The organism is Micromonospora sp. NPDC003241 (assembly GCF_053589795.1).
This window is the reverse complement of record NZ_JBSFSO010000012.1, coordinates 157413-174931: the sequence shown is the minus strand read 5'-3', so window position 1 is coordinate 174931 and position 17519 is coordinate 157413. Positions and strand designations below refer to the sequence as shown.

Here is a 17519-nt window from a genome sequence, read left to right as displayed (position 1 = left end):
GGTCTGCACCAGAGTGAGCTGGGCCGGGTCGAGAAAGGTCATCCAATCGCTGAACGGGCGGGCGAGAGCCGCAGCGCGTTCGGCTTCATTGAGGTCGGTTTCGGTGAAAAGGCCTGCGAGGTCGGTGGACTCGTCGGCGGTCGGTAGATCGAGGTGCAGGCGGATGAACTTGTCGACGCTCGACGCCGCGAGTTGGGCGGAGCGGGCCGGCTTGAACCGTCGCTCGCGCCGGATCAGGGTGTCGAGCAAGGCGGCTTCGTCGACGACGTGGATGCGGCCATCGGATTCGGCACGAATTCGGCCGGGGAGCACGACGACGATCTCGACCATGTGCGGGACGAATCGGAAGTCGGCGGCAGAAAGTCGCACGAGTGGTTCTTCGGCGTGCTTGCGCAGATCGCTGAGCTCGGAGGCATCGGGGGCGGTAGCGGCGAACACTATCGCGAAGACGCCGGTGGGACCGATCGCGAAGGCGGTCGGGTGGGCGGGCCGTCGAGTTCCCAGGCGGGCCAGCAGATGCCAGCCCTCGGTGGCGAGAATGCCCGTGAGAACTCGACGTTCCGGCGAACTCAGGTGGGCCTGTTCGGCGAGTGCCGCCAGCGCCGCACGGTTGACGACGCTCACCGGCGACCCGGGACGGTGCGGGCCACCCGGACCCCGCCCAGCAGGAGCAGCAGCACCCCGGCACCCGCCAGGACGTACCAGCCGGTGGTCAGCCCGGTGCCCGCCTCGCCGCCGGTGCCGCTGGGCACGCCGGAGGGCGCCGAGTGCAGCCCGGTGATGGTCTGCGCCACGATGTCCAGGTTCTCGGCCTCGGCGGAACCGATGGCGTAGACGATCGTCGCGGTCCCCTCCCGCAGGTTCAGGTCGGCGGGTCCGATCACCACCGTGTCGGTGCCGGCGAGCACCACGTCCGCCGAGACGCTGCCCGCGTCCACGTCGCCCTTGGCCTCGTTCGGGTTGGTCAGGTCCTCGAAGACCGGCGTGCCACCGGCGCGGACGTCCACCGCCGGGGCGGCGGCGGTGTGCCGGACGATCAGCCGGGCCTTCCCGGCGTCCACCTTGGCGGTGTCGTTGACGAAGGGCGTGATCTTCGGCTTGCCCTCGGCGTCCAGGTGGGCGGCGAGGCTGAGGTTCGCCCCGCCCGGCACCTCGGCGTCGTCCACGGTGAGGATGGCCTGCCCGATCGGCTCGCCTGGCTTGGTCAGCGCGATGTCGTACCGCCCCTCGGCCAGGTCCAGCGGACCCGCCACGTCACCGGGCTTGAATCCCTCGAGCGTCTTCTCGCCGTTGACGTACACGTCGACCGGGGTGTCCGGGATGCCGTGCACGACGGAGACCTTCGAGGTGGCGGCGTAGGCCGGGGTGGCGGTGGCGACGCCGGCGGCGACGAAGGTCAGCGCGGCGACCGCGCCGCCTGCCGCGACCCGACGAAGGTACGCGAGCTGCATGTCTGCCTCCTGATGGTTCGTACTGGTTCGTTGGTGTTGCTGACATCCCGAGTTACGCCGGTACGTCGCCGCCTGGATGCGCCGGAAATCGACTTTCTTTTCTTCCTCGCAAGCGCATCCGGCGGGGTGGTCCCGGACGAAGAGACATCGAGGAGCCGCTGGGCTGACAGAGGGGACGGCGCCGGTGAGAGCTACAGTCGGGCATGCCCCCAACCAGGCGACCTGTCCCGTGACCGGGGCCCGGCACGAGCCGGGGACACCCGAGGACGACCTCGCCGACCGGTTCCGCCACGGCGACGAACTGGCATTACGCGAGGCGTACGACCGCTACGGCCGTGCCGTGTTCCATCTGGCCACCAGCACCCTGGTCAACCGCAGCGACGCGGAGGACGTCACCCAGGCCACCTTCGTCGCCGCCTGGCTGGGCCGGGACACCTTCGATCCCGCCCGGGGCTCGTTGGTCGGCTGGTTGCTCGGGATCGCCCGGCGCAAGGTGGTGGACCGGCTGCGGTCGGTCAGCCGGGAGAACCGGGTGACCGAGGCGGTACGCCAACTCCCCGAGCCAGCCGGCGCCGGTGCCGATCCGGACGTCGTGGTGGACCGGCTGGTGGTCGCCGACGAACTCGCGCGGCTCCCCGCCGACCAGCGACGCATGTTGGAGCTGGCCTTCTTCGACGATCTGACCCACCAGCAGATCGCGGCGGTGACCGGGGTGCCACTGGGTACCGTCAAGAGTCACATCCGACGGGGCATGGCGAGCCTGAAGCGCAGATGGGAGGTGGACGGTGCCGCACCTGGAGCACGATCGGCTGGTCTTTCTGGCACTCGGTGAGAGCGAGGCGGAGGACGTCGACCGCACCCACCTCGACGGCTGCCCGCACTGTCGTGGCGAGCTGGAGAACCTGCGGCACGTCGCCGGTCTCGGTGCCGCCACCCAGGGGCTGCGCGACCTGCCCGATCCGCCGGAGCACCTCTGGCAGGGCATCACGGCCGAGATCCGGGCCGCACAGGACCTGCCCGGGCTGGCCGCCGACGCTCGGCGGCGAGCGCCCGTGCCGCGTACCGCCGACACCCCGGCGGGCACCGACGCGGGTCCGGTGGCACGGGGCCGGCGTGGCCGGGTGCCGCGCTGGCTGGCGACCGCGACCACGGCGGTGGCCGCTGCCGCCGTCGGGGTGGTCGGCACCGCGGTCGTGCTGGGCGGGGGCTCGACCGACCCGGCACCGCCGGCCCAGACGGTGGTGGCCAGCGCCCGGCTCGACGCGTACGGCGGCACGCCGGCACAGGCCCGGGGGGACGCGCGGGTGCTCGACAGCGGCGAGCTTCATCTGCATGTCGCGAATCTCCCGGCCGTGCCGGGGTACTACGAGGTCTGGCTCATCAACCCGAACACCATGGAGATGTTCTCGATCGGCGTGCTCGGCACCGGCAGCGAGGTGCTGCTGCCGCTCCCGCCCAACGTCGACCTCGGGCAGTACTCTGTTGTCGACGTCTCCGCCGAGCAGTACGACAACGACACCGCCCACTCCGGGGACAGCCTGTTGAGGGGCTCCTTGACGGGCTGATCGGCGGGCCGGTTCAGCTCCCCGGCCCGCCGATCAGCTCCCTCGGCGCAGACGACGAAGCCGCCGCCCGGTGTTCCGGGCGGCGGCTTCGCGATCACGCCTCACTTGCGCTTGCGGATCTCCTCGGCGGCCTGCGGGACGATCTTGAACAGGTCGCCGACCACGCCGAAGTCGGCCAGCTCGAAGATGGGCGCCTCGCCGTCCTTGTTGACCGCGACGATCGTCTTCGAGGTCTGCATGCCGGCCCGGTGCTGGATCGCGCCGGAGATGCCGAGCGCCACATAGAGCTGCGGCGCGACGGTCTTACCGGTCTGACCGATCTGGAACTGGTGCGGGTAGTACCCGGAGTCGACGGCGGCCCGGGAGGCGCCGACCGCGCCGCCGAGCAGGTCGGCCAGCTCCTCGACCAGCGTGAAGTTGTCGGCGTTGCCGACCCCACGACCGCCGGAGACCACCACACCGGCCTCGGTGAGCTCGGGGCGCGAGCCCTTCTGCTCGGCCACCCGGTCCACGACCCTGGCCAGCTTGTCGGTGTCGCCGACGGTGACCGTGAGCTGCTCCACCGCCGGGGTGGCGGCGGCCGGGGCCGGGGTGACCGAGTTCGGCCGGACGGTGACCAGCGGCAGGCCACGGGTCACCTTGGAGGTGACCACGGTCGAGCCGGCGAAGGCCACCTGGGTGGCGGTGCCGTCGGCGGCCAGGGTCACCACGTCGGCCAGGATGCCGTTGTCCAGCTTGACCGCCAGCCGGGCGGCGATCTCCTTACCCTCCTGCGAGGAGGCGAGCAGGACGGCGGCCGGCTGCACCCGCCTGACCAGGTCGGCGACCACGGTGGCCTTGGGCGCCACCAGGTAGCCGTCGATCTCCTCACCCTCGGCGGCATAGATCTTCTCCGCGCCGTACTCGCCCAGCTTGCCGGCGAGCGCGTCGGCGGCACCGGCGCCGCCGAGCACCACCGCCGCCGGAGTGCCCAGCTCGCGCGCGAGAGTGAGCATCTCCAGGGTGACCTTCTTGACGCCGAACTCCCGAGTGGCTTCGACGACGACGAGAACCTCAGACATGTCCCACACCCCTCACACGAACTTCTCGGTGGCGAGGAACTCGACCAACTGGGCGCCACCGGAGCCGTCGTCGGTGACCTTGACCCCACCGGAACGCGGCGGGCGCTTGCTGTGCTCCAGCACCGTGCTGGTCGCCCCGGCGAGGCCCACCTCGTCGGCGGCCACACCCAGGTCGGCCAGGCCCAGGGTCTGCACCGGCTTCTTCTTGGCCGCCATGATCCCCTTGAACGACGGGTACCGCGGCTCGTTGATGGTGTCCCAGACGGAGACCACGGCCGGCGTCGAGGCGGTGACCACCTCGTAGCCCTCCTCGGTCTGCCGCTCCACGGTCAACGTGCTCCCGTCGACGGTGAGCTTGCGGGCGCCGGTCAGCGCCGCCACGCCCAGCCGCTCGGCCAGCATGTGCGGCAGCACCTGCACCCGGCCGTCGGTCGACTCGGCACCGCAGAGCACCAGGTCCGCGCCGAGCTGACCCAGCGCCGCAGCCAGCACCTTCGAGGTGGCCACCGCGCAGGAACCGTGCAGGGCGTCGTCCACCACGTGCACCGCCTTGTCCGGACCCATCGACAGCGCCTTGCGGATCGACTCGGTCGCCCGATCCGGACCCATGGTCAGGATCGTCACCTCGCCGCCGTGCGCCTCCTTGATCTTCAACGCCTCTTCGATGGCGTATTCGTCCATCTCGTTGATGACGTTGTTCGCCGAACCGCGGTCGACAGTGTTGTCGTCAGTACGCAGGTTGCGGTCCGCGCCCGAATCGGGCACCTGCTTGACGAGTACGACGATGTTCATCGCGCTTCGACGACCCTCCTGCTGTGGTGGTGTGCTCAATCGCCCCTGGTCTGGGGCGCAGCCTTGCGTGTCTGTTGCCGTCAGGTCAACCGTGGGCTGCTGTGCAGTTGCCCACGACGCGATGTTACCTGTCGGTAGCATAGGCTTCCGTGCGCGGCCGACGTGACGCAGCTCACCGGGAGTGGCCGTCGGTCAGGACGAGTCGCCCAGTACGTCCTTGATCCGACCGATCGCCTCGGCCTCGGCCGGGCTGACCCCCTGGTGGGCGCGCGCGGTCCGGTCGGCGGCGGCCAGCACCACCTCGCGGTAGACGCCGACGTCCTGCGGCGCCTTCTCGGTGAGGATGCCGACCGCCCGGCGCAGCGCCGGCAGCACCACCGACTCGATCTCCAGCGCCGAGTCACGCGGCAGCTTCGGCAGCGGGCCGCTGGTCAGCGCCTCCTTCACCACCCCGCTGGCGTCGGAGATCGCCCCGGAGGCGGCGAAGCTCTCCCGGAAGACCGCCAGCAGGCCGGGCTCGGCGTTCGAGACCATGAGGACCGCGCCGAAGGCACCCGTTTTGAGGGTCAGCTTCTCCTCGTCGGTCAGCCGCTGCGTCATGATCACGGAGTGTAGACGTAGGGCGTGGTGCTGGTGACCGCGACGAGGCCGAGCCGCTCCAACAGCGGACGACTCTCCGCACCGGCGTCGACCTGCAACAGCGTCCGGTCCCGCTGACCGGCCGACCGGGCCCGGTAGGTGACCAGCGCCCGATAGATCCCCTGCCGCCGCCACTCGGGCCGGGTCGAACCGCCCCAGAGCGTGGCGAAGGTGGTCTCCGCCGGATACCGCACCCAGCCCGCACTGACCACCGTCGAGTCCGCCTCGGCCACCACCACGGTGATCGCCTGGGGGTCGGCGTCGATCTCGCGGGCCAGCCCGTCGGCCAGGCCGGCCAGGTCCTCGCCCCAGAGCTGCGTCTCCAGCTCCGCGATCCGCTCCAGATCCGCACGGCCGGTCACCTCGCGCAGGCGTACGCCCTCCGGCACCACCGGCAGCGCGGAGGCCAGCGGCGCGACCGGCCCGACCATGACGGACTCCTCCGCCTCCGGCGTGAACCCGGCGGCGCGCAGCCGCTGCGGCAGGTCGGCCGGGTCGTCGTGACCGTGCAGCTTCCACTCCACCGGCTCGCCGCGCTCGACGGCGACCGCCACCTGCCGGGCGATCAGTTCGTCCAGCTCGGTGCCGCTCAGACCGCCGAGATCGCGATAGGTCACCAGGCCCCGGCCGTCCAGCCCGAGCACCCGGAACAACGGACCGTCCCGCTGGACCAGGACCCCGTCCGGCACCGGATCGGGCAGTCCCGGCCGCAGGTGGGTGTCGTACGCCGTGCGCAACGTGATCGCGTCAAGATCCGTCATGTTTCCAGTTATGCCCGACCGGAACCGGATAATCACCTGCGTGTGGCAGTTGATCAAGAATTGGTTCGACCCGCAGGAGATGCGGTCGGTGGGGCGTACCCCCGACTACCGCTTCTCGCTGGCCAACGAGCGGACCTTCCTGGCCTGGTTGCGTACCGGGCTGGCACTGATCGCCGGCGGGCTCGCCGCCGCGCAGTTCCTGCCGGAGATGCCGGCGTCCTACCTGCGCGAGGTGATCTCGGTGGCGCTGCTGCTGCTCGGCGGGGTGGTCGCGCTGCGGGCGGTGGACCACTGGGCGCGCAGCGAACGCGCCATCCGGCTCGGCAGGGAGCTGCCCGCGTCCCGGTTCCCGGCCGTGCTCGCCCTGGTCGTCGCGCTCGGCGCGCTGCTGCTCACGGTGGCGGTGCTGGTGGGCGCGGTGGGCCGATGAGCGCGACCCGCGACCCCGGGCTGCAACCCGAGCGGACCCGGCTGGCCTGGCGGCGCACCGCGCTGGCGATGACCGTGGTGGTGCTGCTGGCCGTCCGGCTCGCCCTCGGCGGCGGCCCCGTCGGGACGCTGCCGGCCGCGCTGGCCGTGCTGGGGTGGGTGGCGGTGGTCACGCTCTGTTGGCGGCGGAGCATCACCGTCGGCGCGGTCGCCGGCGGGGGTCGCACGCTCGCCCTGGTCGGGCTGGGTGCGGCCGGATTCGCCCTGCTCGGCGTGCTGCTGGTGCTGCGCGGGGTGTGACCATCTCGTCGGGTAGGACATGATGGGTACATGGCCCGGCTGTACATCCTCCTCTTCGTGGTGCAGGTCGTCCTCGCCGTCTGCGCCCTGATCAGCTGCCTGTCCGCCGAGGAAGACGACATCCGTCACCTACCCCGGATCGCCTGGGTGCTGATGATCCTCTTCGCCCCGCTGATCGGCTCGATCGCCTGGTTCGTCGCCGGGCGCAAGCGCAAGGCCGACGGTGGCGGCATGTGGTCGACGGGCGCGCGACCGGCCGAGCGGGGGCCCCAGCGGCCGCTCGCCCCGGACGACGACCCCGAGTTCCTGCGCTCGATCCAGGAGCGGTCCCGCAAGGAGGACCAGGAGCTCTTCCAGCGCTGGGAGGAGGACCTGCGTCGACGCGAGGACGACCTGCGCCGACGCGAGGGCGACCCGCCGCGCGAGGAACCCCGCCCCGAGGTGTGACCGCCGGGGCGAGGTCCGCGCTCAGGCCAGGTTCGAGGAGCGGGGGTACGCGTCGGCCGGGTCGGTGAGCACGTTGACCAGGTACGGCACTCCCGCGTCGAACGCCCGCGCCAGGGCGGGTCCCAGGTCGGCCGCCTTGGCGACCGTCTCCCCCGCACCGCCGAGCGCGCTCACCACGTGGTCGTACCGCAGCTCGGGCTGGAGGTCGGCGGCGACGTCGTAGCCGTACATGGCCCGCATCGGGTGCTTCTCCAGACCCCAGATGCCGTTGTTGCCGACCACCATCACCACCGGCAGCTTCTGCCGGACCAGGGACTCGACGTCCATCAGCGAGAACCCGGCCGCTCCGTCGCCCATCAGCACGCAGACCTGGCGGTCCGGGTGGGTGATCCGGGCGCCCATCGCGTAGCCCATGCCGGTGCCCAGGCAGCCGTACGGGCCCGGGTCGAGCCAGGTGCCGGGCTGGGCCGGCTCCAGGTAGCGCCCGGCGTACGAGACGAAGTCGCCGCCGTCGCCGATGGTGACCGCGTCACGGGCCAGGACCTTGCGCAGCTCCCCGTAGACGCGGGCGGGCCGGATCGGGTCCGTCTCGGCGGCCATCTCCTCGGCGTCGCGGGCCTTGGCGGCGTCCTCGGCGGTGCGCAACTGCGCCACCCAGTCGCCGTGGTCGGTCCGCTCGCCGGTGTACTCGGCGAACGCGGTGAGCACGGCCCGCAGGTCACCGGCGGGGGCGGCGGCCGGCTCGACGTGCGAGGCGCGCTGACTCGGCGCGTCCACCACGTGCACCACCGTGGCGTCGCCGAAGTCGCCGAAGGAGAGCCGGAAGTCCAGCGGGGTGCCGATCACGACGACCACGTCGGCGCCGGAGAGGGCGACCCGGCGGGCCTTGGCGAAGGCCAGCGGGTGCTCCGGCGGCAGCGCGCCCCGGCCCATGCCGTTGGTGAAGACCGGCACGGTGAGCGCCTCGGCGGCGGCGCGCAGGGCGTCCACCGCGTCACCGGCGTACACGTCGGAACCGGCGACGATGACCGGGCGGGCCGCACCGGCGATCAGCCGCGCGGCGGCGGCCACCTCGTCGGGGTCGGCCTCGACCGGCTCGACGCCCGTCGCCGTCGGCAGCTCGGCGTCGCCCACCGAGAAGATCGCCTCCAGCGGGAAGTCGAGGAAGACCGGCCCCCGGTGCGGGGTGAGCGCGGTGCGCAGCGCGGCGGCGACGGCCCGAGGGATGTCGTCGGCGGTGAAGACTGTCTCGGCGTGCTTGGTGACCGGGGCCACCAGCGGCAGGTGGTCCATCTCCTGGAGGCTGCCCGAGCCCCAGCGGAACTGCGGGGCCCGGCCACCCAGCACCAGCACCGGCGAGGCGTTGAAGTACGCGCTGGTCAGGCCGGACACACCGTTGGTCACGCCCGGCCCGGCGGTGAGTACGGCCAGGCCGGGGCGACGCTGGAGCTTCGCCACCGCCTCGGCGGCGAAGACCGCGGACTGCTCGTGCCGCACGTCGTAGATCGGGAAGTCGGCCTTGTACGCGGCGTCGTAGAGCGGGAACACGTGCCCGCCGGAGAGGGTGAACATCTCCCGCACCCCGTACGCGCGCAGCGCCGCGAGTGCGAGTTCCCCGCCGTGCCCCTCGATCCGCTCCGTCATTCCCGCTCCTTCTCGTCGGCCGACCGGAGTCACACGCTACTGGCCGGTAGCTGGAATGTGAACCATCTTCACCGGCCGGTGAAGTCCGGCTTCCGCTTCGCCACGAACGCCGCCATCCCCTCCCGCCGGTCGTCGGTGGCGAACAGCCCCGCGAAGAGCTGACTCTCCCAGGCCAGGGCGGAGTTCAGGTCCATGTCCAGGCCGCCGTCCACGGCGAGCTTCGCCGCCCTCAGCGCCTGCACCGGGCCGCGCAGGTACGGCTGCACCAGCGCCACCGCCGCGTCGTAGACCTCACCGGCCGGCGCGACCCGGTCGGCCAGACCGATCCGCAGCGCCTCCTGCGCGTCCACCATCCGGCCGGACATGATCAGGTCCTTGGCACGTGCCGGCCCGATCAGCCGGGCCAGCCGCTGGGTGCCGCCGGCACCGGGGATGATGCCGAGCTTGATCTCGGGCTGGCCGAGCTTGGCGTCCTCCGCCACCACCCGCCAGTCACAGGCCAGCGCCAGCTCGCAGCCGCCACCGAGGGCGTACCCGGTGATCGCGGCCACCACCGGCTTGGGGATCCGGGCGATCGCGCCGAGCGCGCTGGACAGGTCGGCCGCCCGGTCGGACATGTCCACGTAGGACATGTCGGCCATCTCCTTGATGTCCGCGCCGGCCGCGAAGACCTTCTCGCCGCCGTACACGATGACCGCGCGGACCTCGGGATCGGTGGTGGCGGCCGACGCGGCGGCCCGCAACTCCTCCTGCACCTGGGTGTTGAGCGCGTTCATCGGTGGCCGGTCCAACCGGATGGTGCCGATGCCGTCCCTGGTCTCCAGCCGCACGAACTCACCCACGCTGACCCTCACTTCCTCGTTGAAGTCCGTGCCAACCTTACGGCGCACCTGGTCGGGCACGTAGTCTGGCCGCCAGTCCCACCACCCGGAGTTCCCGCGATGGTCACGTACTACGACGACAGGTCCGTTCAGGTCACCTCCCGTGCCGTCACCGTCGACGGCGACTCGTACCCGCTGACCGAGATCAGCGAGGTCTGGCACCACCGGGGCACCCTGTCCTGGCGGGTGCTGGCCGGACGCGGTGCCCTCGGCGCGGCGATGGTCGTCCCGCTGGTCTTCGCCGTCATCGGCATCGTCATCGGCATCTGGCTCGACAAGTCCCCGACCGTCACCGTCGCCGTCATCGGCACCTCCGTGCTGATCGGCCTGGCCGCCGGGCCCATCGCCGACCAGCTCTTCGAGTACTTCGACCGCTCGTACGCCCGGGGCAGTCGCCAACGGGAGGTCTGGATCCGCTGGCGCGGACACCCGGTCCGGCTGCTCCAGACCCCGGACGCGCTGCGCTTCGGGCAGATCTACCGCGCCGTGCAACGGGCCATGGAGGCGAACGAACCGGCCCGGCCGCCCCGCCGTCACTGACCGAGTCGACCTCCGTGTGAGGCGATGCTGACCTCCGTGTGAGGCGATGCTGACCTCCGCGTGACAGACACGGAACGCCCGGAGGTGGTTAGGCTTAGTGATGGCGCTCTATTACCGGGACGACACGGTGCAGGTGACGTCGGAGTCGATCCGGGCCGCAGGACACGTCATCCCGATGGCCGAAGTGACCTACGTCTGGCACGCCAAGGGGCAGACCACCCTCGCCGTACGGGGGCGGGTGCTCGGCCGGGGCGTCCTGGTCCTGCTGCTCTCCCTGCCCCCACTGGTCGGGCTGGTCTGCGTGATCTCGCTGGCCTGGTCCGCCTCGGACCGGGGCGAGTGGATGCCCGCCCTGATCGTCTTCGCCGCCTGCGTGGTCATCGCGCTGGCGCTGGCGCCGTTCCTGGAGATCCCGCTCGGCTGGCTGGACCGCTCGTACGAACGCGGCAACCGGGTCAACGAGCTGTGGGTGCAGTACCGGGGCCAGGAGGTGATGGTGCTGCGGACCCCCGACGCGCTGCGGTTCGGGCAGATCTACCGGGCCGTGCAGCGCGCCGTCGAGCAGCAGGGCGACCACTGGTGACCGGCCGCGCGGTGCCACTGGCCGGGACGGCGCACACTTGACGCCATGGCGATCCCTCTTCCCCGGCCGACCTCGGTCGTCGGTCTCACCCGTTCCGCCCTCGACCAGGCCGCGTCGTTCGCGGCGGTCCCGACCCGCGCGTTCGCGGTGCTGGACGGCGTGGAGGAGCTGCTGAACCGGATCAACGGCGTGGTGGACCGGATCGAGGGCGTGGTGGACCGGGTCGAGCAGACCCTGGAGCGCACCGACCAGATGCTCACCGACGCCGACGTGGCCGTCCGCGAGGTGGCGGTGATCAGCGCGGCGGCCACCACCGCGGTGCAGCAGGCCACCGAGCTGACCGCCACGGCGGCCGGGGTGATCGGCGAGGCCGAGCGGGTGTCGGCCGCCGCCGCGACGGTGGTGGCCAACGCCGAGCGGGTGTCGACGGCCGCCGCCACGGTGGTGGCCAACGCCGACCGGGTGGCCCGCGCGGCCGAGGGCGCTGTCGACACCGCGACGTCGGTGGCCGGGCGGGCCGCCGGCACGGTGGGTGCGGCGGCCGAGGCGGCGGCGACCGCGGCCGAGCTGCTGGCCGCGTACGAGCCGGCGCTGCGCCGGGCCGCCCCGATGGCCAACCACTTCGTCGAGCAGCTCAGCGAGGAGGAGGTCACCGCCGCCGTCCGCCTGGTCGACGAGCTGCCGAGGCTGCGGGAGCACCTCACCTCGGACGTCCTGCCGATCCTGGCCACCCTGGACCGGGTCGGTCCGGACCTGCACGACCTGCTCGACGTCACCCGGGACCTCAAGCTCGCCGTGGCCGGCATTCCCGGCCTGGGCATGCTGCGTCGGCGCGGCGAGAAGCTGAGCGACGACGCCGAGTGACCCCGCCCGAGCTGGGCTGTGCTCAGCAGCCGCAGGCGGCGCGGCGGGGCGCGGTCAGCTCGTCCACCGGCCGCCGTGTGACCCCGGTCCCGGTGACCACCGGCAGGCCCTCCCGGACCCAGTACTCGTAGCCGCCGCGCATCTCCTTGACCGCGTAGCCGAGCCGGGCGAACTCCAGCGCCGCCCGGGTGGCGCCGTCGCAGCCGGGACCCCAGCAGTACGTCACCACCCGTGCTCCGGGCGGCACCGTCGCCGCCGCCCGCTCGGCGATCCGGGCGGTGGGCAGGTGCAGGGCCTCGGGCAGGTGGCCCTGTTCCCAGGCGTCGTCACTGCGGGAGTCGACCACCACCAGATCGGGCACCCCGGCGGTCAGGTCGGCGTGCACGTCGGAGACGTCGGTCTCGTACCGAAGCCGGGCGAGGAAGTGGGTGACGGCGGCGTCCGGCGCGGCGGCCGGTACGGCGAAGGCACGGGTCATGGCACCGATCCTCGACCGGTACGGCGTCGACGACGAGTGGCGGTGACGCCATACTGCGCTAACATCCCGCCATGACTCCGGCGGACCGCACCGTCGCCGTGCTCGCGTACCCGGGGATGTCGGTCTTCGAGACCGGGATCGTCACCGAGGTCTTCGGGCTGCCCCGGCCCGAGCTCGGCGTGCCCTGGTACGACCTGCGGCTCTGCGCCGAGCGTCCCGGCCCGGTGCCGCTGATCGGCGGTGCCGCCCTGCACAGCCCGTACGGCCTGGACGACCTGGCCGCCGCCGGGACGGTGATCGTGCCCGGGGTGCCCGACGTGCACGGCACCCCGTCGCCCGAGCTGGTCGCCGCCCTGCGCCGGGCGCACCGGGGCGGCGCCCGGGTCGTCTCCCTCTGCTCCGGCGCGTTCGCGCTGGCCGGCGCCGGCCTGCTGGACGGGCGTCGGGCCACCACCCACTGGCGGTACGCCGACCTGCTGGCCCGCCGCCACCCGCAGGTGACGGTGGACCCCGACGTCCTGTACCTGGACGACGGGGACGTGGCCACCAGCGCGGGCAGCGCCGCCGGCCTGGACCTCTGCGTGCACCTGGTCCGGCGCGACCACGGGGTGGCGGTGGCCAACGCGGTGGCCCGACGGCTGGTGATCCCGCCGCACCGCGACGGCGGTCAGGCGCAGTTCATCGAGGCCCCGGTGAGCACCGGCCCGGACGACGACCGGATCGCCGGCAGCCTCGCCTGGGCGTTGACGCACCTGAGCGAGCCGCTGACGGTGGCGACGCTGGCCCGGCAGGCGCACATGTCACCGCGCACCTATCTGCGGCACTTCGCCCGGGCCACCGGCACCAGCCCGATCCGGTGGCTGATCGACCAGCGGATCCGGTCCAGCCTGGCGCTGCTGGAGACGAGCGACGCCCCGGTCACCGAGATCGCCGCCGCGGTCGGCTTCGACACCTCGGTCACCTACCGCCACCACTTCGCCCGGGCGATGCGGACCTCGCCGTCGGCGTACCGCCGGGCGTTCCGTACCGACGGCGACACCGCCTAGGCGCGCGACCGGCCCCGGCGGCGGACGCCGCACCGGCCCGCCCGGTCAGGGTGCCGGGACGTAGAGCTGGTCGATCTCGGCCCGGTGCGGCAGCGACACGCTCGCGCCGAGCCGACGGACACAGGCCGCACCGGCCGCCGCCGCCCAGCGGACCGCGTCGACCAGGTCCCGGCCCTCGCCCCAGGCCACCGCGAGCGCGGCGGTGAACGCGTCCCCGGCGGCCGTCGAGTCCACCGTGTCCACCGGCACGGCCGGCACGTGCACGGCAATGCCCTCCCGGTCGCCGTACCAGGCGCCCTGCCCGCCGAGGGTGAGCACCGCCCGGGGCACCAGGTCGAGCAGTGCCTGCGGCTCGTCCCGGCCCCGCCCGGTGTACGTCTGCGCCTCGTTCTCGTTGACCACCAGCAGGTCCACGGCGGCCGTGAGTTCCGGCGGCAACGGGACGGCCGGCGCGGCGTTCAGCACCACCCGGGTGCCCGCGTCCTTGGCGGCCACCGCCGCCTCGGTCACCGTCTCGACCGGGATCTCCAACTGGGCCACCAGCACGTCCGCGTCGCGTACGGCGGCCAGTTCGGCCTCGGTGAGCGCGGTCATCGAGCCGTTCGCGCCCGGCGTCACCAGGATGGCGTTCTCACCCTCGGCGTTGACCATGACCAGGGCCACCCCGGACGCGCCGTAACTGGTGCGGAGGTGACTCGCGTCGACCCCGGCGGCGGTGATCCGGGCCCGCAGGGTCACCCCGAACGAGTCGGACCCGATCGCGCCGAGGAAGGTGCAGACGGCACCGGCGCGGGCGGCGGCGATGGCCTGGTTCGCGCCCTTGCCGCCGGGCACCGTGACGAAGTCGGTGCCGAGCGTGGTCTCCCCCGGCCGGGGCAGGGCCGGTGCGGTGGCGACCAGGTCCATGTTCGCGCTACCCACCACGACGACCCGGGTCTGGCGCACGGAAGCCTCCTGCGGCTGGCTCGTGTGTGTAAGGAGGGGTCCCCTGCTATACCGCAGGCGTTAGCAGGGGACCCCTCCTTTCACGCGGCGCGAGCGGTGTAGCGCTCGCCGTGGCGTTCGACCAGCAGCGGCAGGCCGAAGGTCTTGGTCAGGTTGTCGGCGGTGAGGGTGTGCTCCAGCAGCCCCTGGGCCATAACGGCGCCGTCGCGCAGCAGCAGCGCGTGGGTGAAGCCGGGCGGGATCTCCTCCACGTGGTGCGTGACGAGCACCAACGCCGGGGCGTCCGGGTCCTGGGCCAGCTCGGCGAGACGGCCCACCAGGTCCTCCCGGCCACCGAGGTCGAGCCCGGCCGCCGGCTCGTCCAGCAGCAGCAGCTCCGGGTCGGTCATCAGCGCTCGGGCGATCTGCACCCGCTTGCGCTCGCCATCGGAGAGCGTGCCGTACGTCCGGTCGGTCAGCGCGCCGACACCGAGCTGGTCGAGCAGCGCCCGGGCGCGGGACTCGTCGGCCGGGTCGTAGCTCTCCCGCCAGCGGCCCACCACCGACCAGGCCGCCGTCATCACCACGTCGACGGCCCGCTCGTCCGCGGGCAGACGCTCGGCGAGCGCGGCGGTGGTGAGCCCGATGCGGGTACGCAGCTCAGTCACGTCGGTGCGGCCGATCCGCTCGCCCAGCACGTGCGCCGTGCCGGTGGTCGGGTGCAGCCGCCCGGCGGCGAGGTTGAGCAACGTGGTCTTGCCGGCGCCGTTGGGGCCCAGCACCACCCAGCGTTCGTCCAGTTCGACCCGCCAGTCCACATCGTGCAGCAGGGCGGTGCCGGACCGGCGTACGGCGACGCCGTCGAGGCTGACCACCAGATCCGCGTCCACGGGTGAGGGGGCGGGGGCGGCGCCACCGGCGCCAGGGATCAGGTCACCAGTCACCCGCCCATCCAACCACGCAGCAGCGGGCTGCCCCCATGGGCGTACGCGCCGGCCGTAGGGTGAGGCGCCGTGTCATTCCTCACCCGAAGGGCGGCTCATGACGAGAGCGGTCATCGAGATCGAGGGTCTACGGAAGACCTTCCGTAGCCTGCGGCGGGGCAGCCGCGTCGCGGTCGACGGCTTCGACCTGCTGGTCGAGGCCGGTCAGGTGCACGGGTTCCTCGGTCCGAACGGGTCGGGCAAGACGACCACGTTGCGGGCGCTGCTCGGGCTGGTCCGTGCCGACCAGGGCCGGATGCGGGTGCTGGGTGCCTCCGCGCCGGAGCAGTTGCCCCAGGTGGCGGGCCGGGTGGGCGCGATCGTGGAGAGTCCGCAGTTCTTCGGCAACTTCACCGCGTACCGCACGCTGCGGTTGCTCGCGCTGGCCGGTGACGTGCCGATCGCCCGGGTCGACGACGTGCTGGCGCAGGTCGGCCTGCTCGACCGGGCGCACGAGCGGGTCAAGGGCTACTCGCTGGGCATGAAGCAGCGTCTGGCGGTGGCCTCGGCGCTGCTCAAACGACCGGAACTGCTGATCCTCGACGAGCCGGCGAACGGGCTGGACCCGGCGGGCATCCGGGAGATGCGCGATCTGATGCGGGCGCTGGCCGAACGCGGGGTGACCGTGCTGGTGTCCAGCCACATCCTGGCCGAGATCCAGGTGATCTGTGACCACGTCACGATCATCTCGCGAGGTCGGCGGGCCGCCAGCGGACCGGTGGCGGAGGTGCTCGCCGGCCACGACCGGCACGAGTGCCTGGTCCGCGCCGACGACCTGGCTCGGGCCGAGGAGTTGCTGACGGCGGCCGGACTGGCGGTCACCGGGCACGCCGACCACCTGGTGGTGGGCGGGGTGCCGGATCCGGCGGTGGTCAACCGGACGCTGGGCGAGCAGGGCGTCTGGGTACGCGAGCTGACTCCGCTGCGCCCGGATCTGGAGAGCGTCTTCCTGGATCTGACCGGCGCACCGGGGCCTGCGGGGGTGCCCCGACAGGTGGACGGCACGGCGGACGACCCCACTGACGGTCGGGAGATCGACCTCGGGATCCGGGAGGTGGGCGCGTGAACCTGATCCGTGCCGAGGCGGAGCGGCTGGCCGCCCGCCGTTTCGTCCAGCTCATGGTGGCGTTGCTGGCGCTGGCCTTCGTGGTCACCGCCGGCACCACCATCGCCGGTTCGCACAGTCCCAGCCCGACCGAGTTGGCCACGGCCCAGCAGCAGGCCGCCGACGACCGGCGCAGCCTGGAGTTGGAGTACGACCGGTGTCTGGCCCGGCAGCGGGGCGAGCACCCCCGGGACAACGACGACTACCTGCCGTCCGACTGCAGCGAGGTCGATCCGGCACGGATGGACCGGTTGCCGGTGGCCGCCGACTACCTCAGCGGCGTGTTCACCTTCACCCGGCAGGCCGAGCCGCTGCTGTTCTTCCTCGTGGCGTTCCTGGTGCTGTTCGGTTTCCTGGTGGGGGCCTCGGCGATCGGCGCCGACCTGAACTCCGGCGGGGTGGTGAACCTGCTGCTGTGGCGGCCGCGCCGGATGACGGTGCTGGGCACCAAGCTCGGCACGCTGCTCGGTGCGGTGCTGGCGCTGTCCCTGCTCGCCTCGGCGGCCTATCTGGTCACCTTCTGGGTGATCGCCCAACTGGCCGGTCATCCCGGCCCGACGAACCCGGCCTTCTGGAGCGGGTTGGGCGCGATCTGGGGTCGGGGTCTGGTGCTGGTGCTGCTGGCCACGGCGATCGGCTTCGCGGTCGCCACGATGGGCCGGCACACCTCGGCGGCGCTCGGGGCGGTGGCCGGGTACCTGGTGGTGTGGGAGCTGGGCGGCCGGATCGTGCTGGAGATCGTGGAGGTGGCCCGACCCGACCAGCTCATGCTGACCAGCTACGTCTGGGCGTGGCTCACCGGGCAGGTCGAGCTCTGGGACGACAGCGCCTGCACCAACCTGCTCGCCGGCTACTGCGACGGTCTCTACACGCTGACCTGGCGACCGGCCCTGGCCGTGCTGCTGTCGCTCACCGTCGGGCTCACCGTGGCCGCTTTCGCGCTGTTCCGGCGTCGCGACCTGACCTGAGCACCGGGGACCGGAGGCGGCGACTCCTTGCCACCTCCGGTCCGGTGCTGAAGAATTC

21 protein-coding genes and 1 pseudogene are annotated in these 17519 nt (G+C 72.6%); 11 read left to right on the top strand and 11 right to left on the bottom strand.

What is annotated here, in order from left to right; genetic code table 11:
- Both ACWDVW_RS13340 and ACWDVW_RS13335 read right to left on the bottom strand, forming a co-directional pair.
- Positions 1 to 624 (bottom strand): annotated as a pseudogene (locus ACWDVW_RS13340) (hypothetical protein); the annotation flags it as partial.
- On the bottom strand, positions 621 to 1451 hold the full coding sequence (locus ACWDVW_RS13335; RefSeq protein ID WP_449947765.1) for a DUF4397 domain-containing protein: 831 nt from the start codon (positions 1449 to 1451) through the stop codon (positions 621 to 623). The gene ACWDVW_RS13335 and the pseudogene ACWDVW_RS13340, both read right to left, overlap by 4 nt.
- 229 nt (positions 1452 to 1680) lie before the next feature.
- Here ACWDVW_RS13335 and ACWDVW_RS13330 point away from each other — a divergent pair, with 229 nt between their 5' ends.
- Complete coding sequence (locus ACWDVW_RS13330) at positions 1681 to 2283, top strand: RNA polymerase sigma factor (protein ID WP_449947790.1); 603 nt, start codon at positions 1681 to 1683, stop codon at positions 2281 to 2283.
- Positions 2237 to 3016 (top strand): anti-sigma factor, encoded by a 780-nt coding sequence (locus ACWDVW_RS13325; RefSeq protein WP_449947762.1) that lies wholly within the window; start codon positions 2237 to 2239, stop codon positions 3014 to 3016. Before ACWDVW_RS13330 ends, ACWDVW_RS13325 begins: the two co-directional genes overlap by 47 nt.
- A 101-nt stretch (positions 3017 to 3117) precedes the next feature.
- Here the strand turns inward: ACWDVW_RS13325 and ACWDVW_RS13320 are convergent, their stop codons facing one another.
- The 4 genes from ACWDVW_RS13320 to ACWDVW_RS13305 all read right to left on the bottom strand — a co-directional run bounded on the left by ACWDVW_RS13320 (position 3118) and on the right by ACWDVW_RS13305 (position 6269).
- Positions 3118 to 4077 carry an electron transfer flavoprotein subunit alpha/FixB family protein gene (locus tag ACWDVW_RS13320; protein ID WP_449947759.1) on the bottom strand — a complete coding sequence of 320 codons (960 nt, stop codon included), beginning with the start codon at positions 4075 to 4077 and terminating at the stop codon, positions 3118 to 3120.
- Between the two features lie 12 nt (positions 4078 to 4089).
- Positions 4090 to 4869 carry an electron transfer flavoprotein subunit beta/FixA family protein gene (locus ACWDVW_RS13315; RefSeq protein WP_350693504.1) on the bottom strand — a complete coding sequence of 260 codons (780 nt, stop codon included), beginning with the start codon at positions 4867 to 4869 and terminating at the stop codon, positions 4090 to 4092.
- Between the two features lie 192 nt (positions 4870 to 5061).
- Positions 5062 to 5475 carry a hypothetical protein gene (locus tag ACWDVW_RS13310; protein WP_350693502.1) on the bottom strand — a complete coding sequence of 138 codons (414 nt, stop codon included), beginning with the start codon at positions 5473 to 5475 and terminating at the stop codon, positions 5062 to 5064.
- Entirely contained in the window at positions 5472 to 6269 is a 798-nt protein-coding gene (locus ACWDVW_RS13305) for a GNAT family N-acetyltransferase (RefSeq protein WP_449947756.1), read from the bottom strand. The genes ACWDVW_RS13310 and ACWDVW_RS13305 overlap by 4 nt, the downstream gene beginning before the upstream one ends.
- Positions 6270 to 6309: 40 nt before the next feature.
- Between ACWDVW_RS13305 and ACWDVW_RS13300 the strand changes: the two genes are divergently transcribed.
- From ACWDVW_RS13300 to ACWDVW_RS13290, 3 genes are read left to right on the top strand one after another with little or no spacing between them, the layout of a single operon-like run.
- On the top strand, positions 6310 to 6699 hold the full coding sequence (locus ACWDVW_RS13300) for a DUF202 domain-containing protein (RefSeq protein WP_350693499.1): 390 nt from the start codon (positions 6310 to 6312) through the stop codon (positions 6697 to 6699).
- On the top strand, positions 6696 to 6998 hold the full coding sequence (locus ACWDVW_RS13295) for a DUF202 domain-containing protein (RefSeq protein ID WP_449947754.1): 303 nt from the start codon (positions 6696 to 6698) through the stop codon (positions 6996 to 6998). Before ACWDVW_RS13300 ends, ACWDVW_RS13295 begins: the two co-directional genes overlap by 4 nt.
- Before the next feature lie 30 nt (positions 6999 to 7028).
- Positions 7029 to 7445, top strand: a complete 417-nt coding sequence (locus ACWDVW_RS13290; protein WP_449947752.1) for a PLD nuclease N-terminal domain-containing protein — start codon at positions 7029 to 7031, stop codon at positions 7443 to 7445.
- Positions 7446 to 7466: 21 nt separating this feature from the next.
- On the opposite strand, the gene ACWDVW_RS13285 is transcribed toward ACWDVW_RS13290, so the two are convergent.
- Both ACWDVW_RS13285 and ACWDVW_RS13280 read right to left on the bottom strand, forming a co-directional pair.
- A complete protein-coding gene (locus ACWDVW_RS13285; RefSeq protein WP_396749333.1) occupies positions 7467 to 9089 on the bottom strand; it encodes an acetolactate synthase in 1623 nt (540 codons plus the stop codon).
- A 68-nt stretch (positions 9090 to 9157) separates the two neighbouring features.
- Positions 9158 to 9931: an enoyl-CoA hydratase/isomerase family protein gene (locus ACWDVW_RS13280; RefSeq protein WP_350693492.1), complete on the bottom strand. Its 774-nt coding sequence runs from the start codon at positions 9929 to 9931 to the stop codon at positions 9158 to 9160.
- A gap of 99 nt (positions 9932 to 10030) precedes the next feature.
- Between ACWDVW_RS13280 and ACWDVW_RS13275 the strand changes: the two genes are divergently transcribed.
- From ACWDVW_RS13275 to ACWDVW_RS13265, 3 genes are all read left to right on the top strand, one after another.
- On the top strand, positions 10031 to 10510 hold the full coding sequence (locus ACWDVW_RS13275) for a DUF6232 family protein (RefSeq protein ID WP_449947749.1): 480 nt from the start codon (positions 10031 to 10033) through the stop codon (positions 10508 to 10510).
- A gap of 100 nt (positions 10511 to 10610) precedes the next feature.
- Positions 10611 to 11093 (top strand): DUF6232 family protein, encoded by a 483-nt coding sequence (locus ACWDVW_RS13270; RefSeq protein WP_449947746.1) that lies wholly within the window; start codon positions 10611 to 10613, stop codon positions 11091 to 11093.
- A 45-nt stretch (positions 11094 to 11138) separates the two neighbouring features.
- Positions 11139 to 11957, top strand: a complete 819-nt coding sequence (locus ACWDVW_RS13265) for a hypothetical protein (protein WP_449947744.1) — start codon at positions 11139 to 11141, stop codon at positions 11955 to 11957.
- 22 nt (positions 11958 to 11979) lie between these two features.
- On the opposite strand, the gene ACWDVW_RS13260 is transcribed toward ACWDVW_RS13265, so the two are convergent.
- Positions 11980 to 12435 carry a rhodanese-like domain-containing protein gene (locus ACWDVW_RS13260; RefSeq protein WP_449947742.1) on the bottom strand — a complete coding sequence of 152 codons (456 nt, stop codon included), beginning with the start codon at positions 12433 to 12435 and terminating at the stop codon, positions 11980 to 11982.
- A 71-nt stretch (positions 12436 to 12506) separates the two neighbouring features.
- Between ACWDVW_RS13260 and ACWDVW_RS13255 the strand changes: the two genes are divergently transcribed.
- The gene (locus tag ACWDVW_RS13255; RefSeq protein WP_449947740.1) at positions 12507 to 13481 is read left to right on the top strand and encodes a helix-turn-helix domain-containing protein; all 975 of its coding nucleotides are present in this window, start codon (positions 12507 to 12509) and stop codon (positions 13479 to 13481) included.
- A gap of 45 nt (positions 13482 to 13526) precedes the next feature.
- Here the strand turns inward: ACWDVW_RS13255 and ACWDVW_RS13250 are convergent, their stop codons facing one another.
- Entirely contained in the window at positions 13527 to 14426 is a 900-nt protein-coding gene (locus tag ACWDVW_RS13250; protein ID WP_449947738.1) for a ribokinase, read from the bottom strand.
- An 80-nt stretch (positions 14427 to 14506) separates the two neighbouring features.
- Positions 14507 to 15349 (bottom strand): ABC transporter ATP-binding protein, encoded by an 843-nt coding sequence (locus ACWDVW_RS13245; protein WP_449947735.1) that lies wholly within the window; start codon positions 15347 to 15349, stop codon positions 14507 to 14509.
- 97 nt (positions 15350 to 15446) lie between these two features.
- Between ACWDVW_RS13245 and ACWDVW_RS13240 the strand changes: the two genes are divergently transcribed.
- Both ACWDVW_RS13240 and ACWDVW_RS13235 read left to right on the top strand, forming a co-directional pair.
- Complete coding sequence (locus ACWDVW_RS13240; RefSeq protein WP_449947732.1) at positions 15447 to 16454, top strand: ABC transporter ATP-binding protein; 1008 nt, start codon at positions 15447 to 15449, stop codon at positions 16452 to 16454.
- Positions 16451 to 17461, top strand: coding sequence for an ABC transporter permease subunit (locus ACWDVW_RS13235; protein ID WP_449947730.1), 1011 nt, complete (start codon positions 16451 to 16453; stop codon positions 17459 to 17461). Before ACWDVW_RS13240 ends, ACWDVW_RS13235 begins: the two co-directional genes overlap by 4 nt.
- Positions 17462 to 17519 lie beyond the last annotated feature (58 nt).